This is a genomic window from Micromonospora sp. NPDC005220 (assembly GCF_040607895.1).
Taxonomy (GTDB): Bacteria; Actinomycetota; Actinomycetes; order Mycobacteriales; family Micromonosporaceae; genus Micromonospora.
On sequence record NZ_JBEXHP010000074.1, the window covers coordinates 21,478 to 29,228 of the forward strand.

Genomic DNA, 7,751 nt, shown 5'->3' on the forward strand with positions numbered 1-7,751 from the left:
GGTGGCGCGGTGGCTGAGCCGACCGGTGGCGCGGTGTTCGACTAACCCACCAGGGCGCGGACGTCCCAGACCCAGACGTCGTCGACCCGCTGCGGCGGCCCGAGCAGGGCGGTGACCAGCTCACGGAGCACCGCCTCGCGCGGGTGTGCCCCGAGCACCACCACCGACGCCCGCCAGAACCGCAGGTCCTCGACGGCCTGGCGGCGGTTCTCCTCGGTCAGCGCCGGGACCGCGCCACTGTCCATGGTGGAGTAGATCAGGCTGCTGGTCGGGCGGTTCGGCGCGCCGAACACCCCCTCACCCAGCTCGTTCGGGCCGATGAAGTAGCCACCGGGAACGGGGAACTCCTGCCCGGTCAGCGCGCTCCAGCGCAGCGTCGGCAGGCCGTGCACGTTGCTCGGGATCGGCACCGGCACCAGGGTTCGACCCGCCGGCACGTACGGCCGCCAGCCGCCCGCGGTGATGAAGTGCGGCGGCGGGTCCATCTGCTGGGCGGGCAGCGGCCGGGGGAAGAGCGGCAGCACGGCGAGGGCGACCGCCGCGTACCCCACCGGGCGCAGCCACCGTCGGCGCGCCGCGACCGGCGCGGGCGTGGCCGGCTCGTCGGACGCCGCCGGGGCCGGTTCGCCGGTCCGCTGGGCCGGCACCCGGGGCCGGTGGGCCACCGGGCGCCCCTGGCGGTAAGCGGCGTCCCAGGTCAACGCGAGGAGTACGCCCACCGCGGCGGCGACCACCAGCGTCAACCGGGTCGGCATCATCATCTCGACCAGCGGCAGGTCGTCCGACACGTACGACCACGGGCCGCGAATGCCGGTCTCCGCACCGTTGAATCGCACCCACGGCCCGATCGCGGCCACGCTGAACACCACGATGAGCACCGCGACGATCCGGGCGGCCAGCGAGCGGCGTACCAGCAGCACCAGAGCCACCACCGAGAGCAGCACCAGCGGCCAACCAAACCAGGTGTTCTGCTCGGTCAGGCCGATGGTCTTCTCCACCGCAGGGTCACCGGCCCAGGTGTCCCGGGCGAAGGTGACGAAGGCGACCAGGTCCTCGCCCCAGTTGTGGAACACCCCGCCCTGGAGGCCCCGGTAGGACTGCGGCCCGTTGAACTGGAACCAGATCGGGTACGCGGTCAGCACCAGGGCCAGCCCGCCGGCCACGCCGAGCCCGGCCAGGAAGGTGCCGGCGGCGGCCCGGGTGGCCCGCGGCCGCTGCACGGCGTACGCCAGCACGATGACCAGGCAGGCCAGCGCGGTGAGCAGCAACATCTCCTCGTTGATGAAGATCTGGTACGCCACCAGCGCCCCGAGCACCAGCCCGTTGCGTCGCCACCGGCCCGGCTCGGCCAGGGTCAGCACCCGCACCACGATCAGCGGGAGCAGGAAGTTGGACACGAAGTTCGGCTGGCCGTTGGCGTGGTGGATGATTCCCGGCGCGAAGCCGAGGAACGCGCCACCGACGAACGCCGCCGCCCGGGAGCGCACCAGGTGGCGGGAGAGCATCCAGTAACCGGTGCCGGCGGTGGCCGCCAACGCCGCACCCAGGTAGAGCGCGTAGATCACCTGGGGGCCGAGCAGCATGGTCAGCGGGGCCAGCGGCAGGGTCACCCCGAGCAGCGAGGTGTTGGCCATCATGTTCACCCCGTCCGGGGCGTTCTGACGGGCCGTGAACAGCGGGTTTTCCAGGTGCCGCACCGAGTACGCGCCGTGCGCGAACAGCCACTCGAACCAGCTGTGATCAGTGGGCAGGTGCGAGGAGACCCGGCCGTTGACGTCACCCCAGTAGTTGAGGCAGACGAAGACGCCCAGCAGCACATAGGCTCCGAGGGCCAACAGGTCGGCTCGGGCCGGGCGGCGTCGAGGCCGCCGTGTCGAGTCGGCCTCGGCCGGGTCGGCGTCGGTCACGGAATTCAGCGAAGGGTCTACCACCGGCACAGCCACGACGCGCCATCGTACAGGCGAGGTTCCGTCGCTTTTGCCGGCCCGGTGCGCTGACGGTCGGTTTGCCGGGCGGTGACCCGTCGGCCAGCCCTACCTGGGGACGGAAGGACGGTCGTTGTCGATCATCGAGCTGGGCGAGATTCGGGACGAGCCCGCGTCGGCACCTCCGATTCGCCGCCCGCGCGCCGCCGGCCGCCCGCTGCGCAGCGCGGCGGCGCTGGTGCTCAGCCTGGTGGTGCTGGCCGGTGCCACGCCACCGCCGCAGCGGACGGTGAGTGTGGTGCCGGCGTCGCGGCGGGCCGCGGCGTACCTGGCCGGGGACGGCGTCTTCGTGGTCGACCCGCCGACATCCGACGGGGACCGGTACCTGACCGCGTACGCCCAGCCGTCACCGCCCGACACCGGTGTGCGGCGTCGGTGGCAGACGTCGCTGGCCCGCATCGGCGACTACCTCGACGTCCGGGTCGAACGGGGGTTGGTGCTGGCCACGGCGGTCAACGAACCGAACCGGGTGTTCCAGACCACCGCCTTTGACGGCGCGACGGGCCAGCAACGGTGGCGGCATCCGGGGGCTCTGCAAGCGACCACCGGCGGCGGCCTGCTGTTGACCGACGTCCGCGAGGACGGGGCGGGCGTGATGAGCGGGGTGGAGCCCGACACCGGCCGGCTGCTCTGGTCGGTGCCGCTCCCGAGGCCCGCCAACCCCACCTTCCATCGCGATTCCGAGGGCCAGGTCGACCGGTTCGTGCTCCTGCAACCGACCGGCGAGGTGCAGGTGCACGACGCCGGCAACGGCCACCTGCTGCGCAGTGTCGACACGCTGCCCGGTGACCGGTCGGCGTACCAGCGGGTGCACGTCGTCGACGACCTGCTGCTGCTCGTCCCGCCCGGCAGCACCCGGCTGGTGAGCTTCGGGCTGGCCGAGTTGGCGCCACGGTGGACGGCCGAGGTGACGCTGGTGTCGCATGTGGTCGACTGCGGCGGGCTGCTCTGCGCGGTACCGCAGACCGGCGGCGTCCAGGTGCTCGACCCGGCCACCGGCGCGGTGCGCTGGTCGGAACTCGGCCAGGACAACCTGGCCGACGTCCGGCACGGCCGGTTGCTGATGGCCAGGCCCGGCTGGGGGTACACGACGCGGGACGCGGCGACCGGACAGGTCCGAATCGAGCTGGGTACGTGGAGCCTGCTGCCGGTGCGCCGACCGGACGATCCGCTGGTCGGTGTGCGCCGGACCGACGGCGGTCGGATGGTCGTCGCCGAACTCGACCTGGTGGCCGGCCGATCGCGGATCGTGGACGTGCTGCCGGGCATCGCCGGCAGCTGCCAGGCGTCCCTGCCCGTTCTGCTCTGCCGTCGTCTCGACGGCACCACCGCGCTGTGGAGGTTGACCCGATGACCGACTCGGTGATCGACCTCGGCGAGCTGCGGCACGGCCCGGACCCGAGACCGTTGCCCCGCCCACCCCGCGCTCACGATCGCCCGCTGCGCTGCGCGCTGGTCGTGCTGCTCGCGCTGGTCACGCTTGCCGCCGCCGCCGTGCCGCCGTCCCGGCGGGCCCCGGTGACGCTGTCGGCCACCCCCGGGTCCGATGTCATGGTCGACGGTGACCTCCTCCTGATCATGGAACCGATCAACACCGCGACGCGGCAGACGCGACTGGCCGCGTACCGGCTGCCCGGTGGCGAGCCGGTCTGGCAGGTGCCGCTGTCAACGGAGGCCCGGTACTGGGGAATGACCCTGCTGGCCGGCATGCTGCTGGCCACCGGGTACGAGATCGGCCCGGAGGGTCGGGACACACTCACCGTCGCACTGGACCGGGCGACCGGGGAGTACCGGTGGCAGCAGCCGGGCACCGTCTCCAAGCTGACCGACGGCAACCTGCTGCTGCGTACCGGCGGCGAGACCGAACCGTCCACTGTGCGCGCGGTCGATCCGTGCTGCGGCACGGTGCGGTGGCAGCTGCCCCCCACCACCGCCGAGATCAGCATCCGGGACACCGGGTACGGGGTGGACCGGCTGGTGTTCAACCAGTCGAACGGGCAGGTCGAGGTCCGCGACGCGACCACCGGCGCGCCGCTGGCGCGGGCCGAGATGCGCCCGCCCACCGGTGCGCCGCTCGGGATCGATCTGATCGACGACCTGCTGCTGGCCGTGGACAGAGGCTCGGGCACGATCAACGCGTACGGGCTGGACCGGTTGGACCGGCGCTGGACACGCAGGAGCGGCCCGATCGACTTCGCCCTGGACTGTGGGCCCGTGGTGTGTCTCCGCACCGCTGGCAACGAGCTGCAGGCGCTCGACCCGGCGACCGGCGACGTGCGCTGGCGCAGCGACCGCTGGTTGTGGGGCTGGCCGTACGAGGGCCGGCTGATGGCCAACATCAGTGGCTTCGGTCCGATGGAGCAGTACATCGTGCTCGATGCGCTGACTGGCCGGCAGGTGGCCGACCTGGGCCGGTGGGAGCTGTACCAACTCGGTGCCGGCGGCCGGCTGGTCGGCATCCGCCGGCATCCCGACGGCGGGGTGCTCGTCGGCGAGTTGAACATCGGTGCCGGAAAGGTGCGGATCCTGGACGTGCTGCCCGATGCCACCGGGGAATGTCAGGCGATCACCGGCTACCTGGTGTGCAGCGTCGGCGCGTCCGGCTCCTACCAGCTGTGGAAGTTGCCCGACTGATCACCAGTTCGGCTGGGCGGGCGGCGGGGGCCGCAGTGGTCATACCAGGTCCGTCCGTCGCTCGGTGCCGCCGGCCAGCATCACGTACACCGCGGTGGCCCGCAACGGCGGCCGGCGCGGACGGCGAGGGACGATGGTTGCCGACCGGCACTAGGTTGTCGGTGGTCAGCAGCGAGGAGGCCGGGATGCGGGTACTGGTGGTCGAGGACGAGCGCAACCTCGCCGACGCGATCGCACGCGGGTTGCGCAAGCGGGGGATGGCGGTCGACGTGGCGTACGACGGCGACGCCGGCCACGAGGCGGCGTTCGTCACCCGGTACGACGTGGTGGTGCTGGACCGCGACCTGCCCGGCGTGCACGGCGACCAGATCTGCGCCGACCTGGCTGCCTCCGGCGCGTTGACCCGGGTGCTGATGCTCACCGCCAGCGGCACGGTGGCCGACCGGGTGGAGGGGTTGCAGCTCGGCGCGGACGACTACCTGCCCAAGCCGTTCGCCTTCGACGAGTTGGTCGCCCGGGTGCAGGCGCTGGGCCGACGGGCCACCCCGGCCGCGCCGCCGGTGCTCGAACTGGCCGACCTGGTGCTCGACCCGGCCCGCCGGGTGGCCACCCGCGCCGGGGTGCCGGTGGACCTCACCAACAAGGAGTTCGGGGTGCTCAGCGAACTGCTCAAGGCGCGTGGCGCGGTGGTCTCCAGCGAGGAGTTGCTGGAACGGGTCTGGGACGCGAACACCGACCCGTTCACCACCATCGTCCGGGTGACAGTGATGACGCTGCGCCGGAAGCTCGGCGACCCGCCGCTGATCGAGACGGTGGTCGGCGCGGGCTACCGCACCTCGGAGGTGACCGCGTGAGTCGGCGGTTGCGCCCCACTCTGCGGTTGCGGCTGACGCTGCTCAACGGCGTGCTGCTGATCGGGGCCGGAGCGATCCTGGTGATGCTGGCCTGGCTGCTGGTCCGTGACGCGTTGCGGCCCACCGACGAGTTGGTGCCCGGCACGACCGTGCTGCTCTCCGACGGCAAAGAGATCGACGCCGCCCAGTGGCAGCGGCAGCTGGTCGACGCCGCCTCCGGCGAGCTGCTGGCCAAGGGCCTGGTCGCGCTGTTGGCGATCAGCGTGGTCGGGGTGGCCGGCGCGTACGCGGTGGCCGGCCGGGCGCTGCGCCCGCTGCACCAGGTCACGGCGACCGCGCAGCGGCTCGGCGAGGCGACCCTGGACCAGCGGATCGGCTACTCGGGCGCCGACGACGAGGTGGCCGAGCTGGCCAAGACGTTCGACGCCATGCTGGACCGGATCGCGTCCGCGTTCGAGGCCCAGAAACGTTTCGTGGCGAACGCTTCGCACGAGCTGCGTACCCCGCTCGCCGTGATGCGGACGGAGATCGACGTGACGCTCAGCGACGACGACGCGGACGCCGCCGAGTACCGACGGATGGCGACAGTGGTCCGCGACGCCTCCGAGCGGGCCAACGGCCTGGTGGACGCGCTGCTGGTGCTGGCCCGCAGCGAGGCGCAGGCCGGGCGGCAGCTGGGCCGGCGGACCGAGTGTGACCTCGCCGCGGGCACCGCCAACGCACTGTCGGCGATGCGCCGCGAGGTGGAACGGATCGGCCTGCGGGTGCAGACGTCGCTGGAGTCCGCGCCGGTCGTCGGCGACCCGGGGCTGCTCGACCGGCTGGCCGGAAACCTGATCGAGAACGCGGTCCGCTACAACCACCTGCACGGCCGGCTGTGGGTGCGGACCGGCACCGACGGTGACCGGTCCTGGCTGGTGGTGGGGAACACCGGTTTCGAGGTGGACCAGGCGGACGTGCCGGGGTTGTTCGAGCCGTTCCGCCGTGGTGGCCGGGAACGCACCGGCGCGCGCGGCTCCGGTCTGGGGCTGTCCATCGTTCGGGCGGTCTGCACGGCGCACGGCGGCACCGTACGGGTGATCGCTCAGTCCGGCGGTGGCCTGGAGGTGACGGTCACCCTGCCGTCGGCGGACGCCCCGGCGGTGAACGGCCCGGTGTCCATCGCCGGGTGACCCGGGTTGCCTGCGGCGTTCGGCCAATGGCAAGATCACGAGAGTCAGCTCACGGTCGAAGGGGGGTGCGTCGATGTCCACCGATCCTGGCTCCGCGCCCCGGGTCTCCCTCGGCTGACCCCGAAGGCGGAGCGTCCCCATCCCGCACCACGGAGGGAACACCCGTGTATCCACGGATCCGCAACATCAGCTTCGACTGTCGCGACACGTACGCCCTGGCCGGCTTCTGGGCCGCCGTCCTCGGGTACGCCCGGCACTCCGAAGACGTCCCGGGCGACCCGGAGGCGGCCCTCCTGCCGCCGGACGACGCCGCCCCGAACCTGTTCTTTCAAGAGGTGCCGGAAGACAAGGTGACCAAGAACCGGCTGCACATCTGCCTCGAACCAGCCGACCGGACCAGGGACGAGGAGGTCGAGCGGGTGCTCGGTCTCGGAGCCACCATGGTCGCTGACCGACGGAAGGCCGACGGGACCGGTTGGGCGGTGCTCGCCGACCCGGAGGGGAACGAGTTCTGCGTGGTCCGCAGCGCCGGGGAGCGTGTCATCACCACCACTGTGGAGGACCAGCTGTGAGTTCGATCATCCATAACATCAGCATCGACTGTTCCGACACGTACGCGCTCGCCGGTTTCTGGGCGCAGGTCTTCGACTGCCCCCGGCAGCCCGACGACTTCCCCGGTGACCCGGAGGCGATGCTGCTACCGCCGGGTGGCCCGGAGGTGCTCTTCATCGCGGTGCCGGAGGGCAAGTCGGTGAAGAACCGGCTGCACCTGGACCTGCAACCCGCCGACCGGACCCGGGCCGAGGAGGTCGAGCGGCTGCTCGGCATCGGCGCGACGCTGGTCGCCGATCGGGTCAGTCCGACCGGTGGGGGTTGGGTGGTGCTCGCCGATCCGGAGGGCAACGAGTTCTGCGTCCTCGGCAACGCCGCCGAACGGGCGGCGGCAGCGGCGGCGCGAGCCGCGGCGGAGGTTGCCGAACCGGCCTGACCGCCGGTGTACGGCACGGGGCCCCGGCCCCCCCCGGGGGGGGGGGGGGGCGCGCGCGGAAGCCGCAGGGAGGCGGGGGCCCCCCGGCCCCCCGCGCGGGGGAAACCGGCCACGCCCC

At 72.6% G+C, this 7,751-nt stretch carries 7 protein-coding genes; 6 read left to right on the top strand and 1 reads right to left on the bottom strand.

Annotated elements, in window-relative coordinates:
• Positions 1-41: 41 nt before the first annotated feature.
• Entirely contained in the window at positions 42-1,931 is a 1,890-nt protein-coding gene (locus ABZU52_RS23225) for a hypothetical protein (RefSeq protein ID WP_354973096.1), read from the bottom strand.
• A gap of 127 nt (positions 1,932-2,058) precedes the next feature.
• Between ABZU52_RS23225 and ABZU52_RS23230 the strand changes: the two genes are divergently transcribed.
• The 6 genes from ABZU52_RS23230 to ABZU52_RS23255 all read left to right on the top strand — a co-directional run bounded on the left by ABZU52_RS23230 (position 2,059) and on the right by ABZU52_RS23255 (position 7,633).
• Positions 2,059-3,339, top strand: a complete 1,281-nt coding sequence (locus tag ABZU52_RS23230; protein ID WP_354973086.1) for a PQQ-binding-like beta-propeller repeat protein — start codon at positions 2,059-2,061, stop codon at positions 3,337-3,339.
• Complete coding sequence (locus ABZU52_RS23235) at positions 3,336-4,619, top strand: PQQ-binding-like beta-propeller repeat protein (protein WP_354973087.1); 1,284 nt, start codon at positions 3,336-3,338, stop codon at positions 4,617-4,619. The genes ABZU52_RS23230 and ABZU52_RS23235 overlap by 4 nt, the downstream gene beginning before the upstream one ends.
• 185 nt (positions 4,620-4,804) lie before the next feature.
• Positions 4,805-5,473, top strand: coding sequence for a response regulator transcription factor (locus ABZU52_RS23240; protein WP_354973088.1), 669 nt, complete (start codon positions 4,805-4,807; stop codon positions 5,471-5,473).
• On the top strand, positions 5,470-6,645 hold the full coding sequence (locus tag ABZU52_RS23245; protein ID WP_354973089.1) for a HAMP domain-containing sensor histidine kinase: 1,176 nt from the start codon (positions 5,470-5,472) through the stop codon (positions 6,643-6,645). The genes ABZU52_RS23240 and ABZU52_RS23245 overlap by 4 nt, the downstream gene beginning before the upstream one ends.
• Positions 6,646-6,809: 164 nt before the next feature.
• The gene (locus ABZU52_RS23250; protein WP_354973090.1) at positions 6,810-7,217 is read left to right on the top strand and encodes a VOC family protein; all 408 of its coding nucleotides are present in this window, start codon (positions 6,810-6,812) and stop codon (positions 7,215-7,217) included.
• Entirely contained in the window at positions 7,214-7,633 is a 420-nt protein-coding gene (locus ABZU52_RS23255) for a VOC family protein (protein WP_354973091.1), read from the top strand. Before ABZU52_RS23250 ends, ABZU52_RS23255 begins: the two co-directional genes overlap by 4 nt.
• Positions 7,634-7,751: the final 118 nt, after the last annotated feature.

Coding starts and splice junctions, on each gene's coding strand:
- ABZU52_RS23235 (WP_354973087.1), top strand. CDS start 3,336: ATGACCGACTCGGTGATCGACCTCGGCGAGCTGCGGCACGGCCCGGAC.
- ABZU52_RS23240 (WP_354973088.1), top strand. CDS start 4,805: ATGCGGGTACTGGTGGTCGAGGACGAGCGCAACCTCGCCGACGCGATC.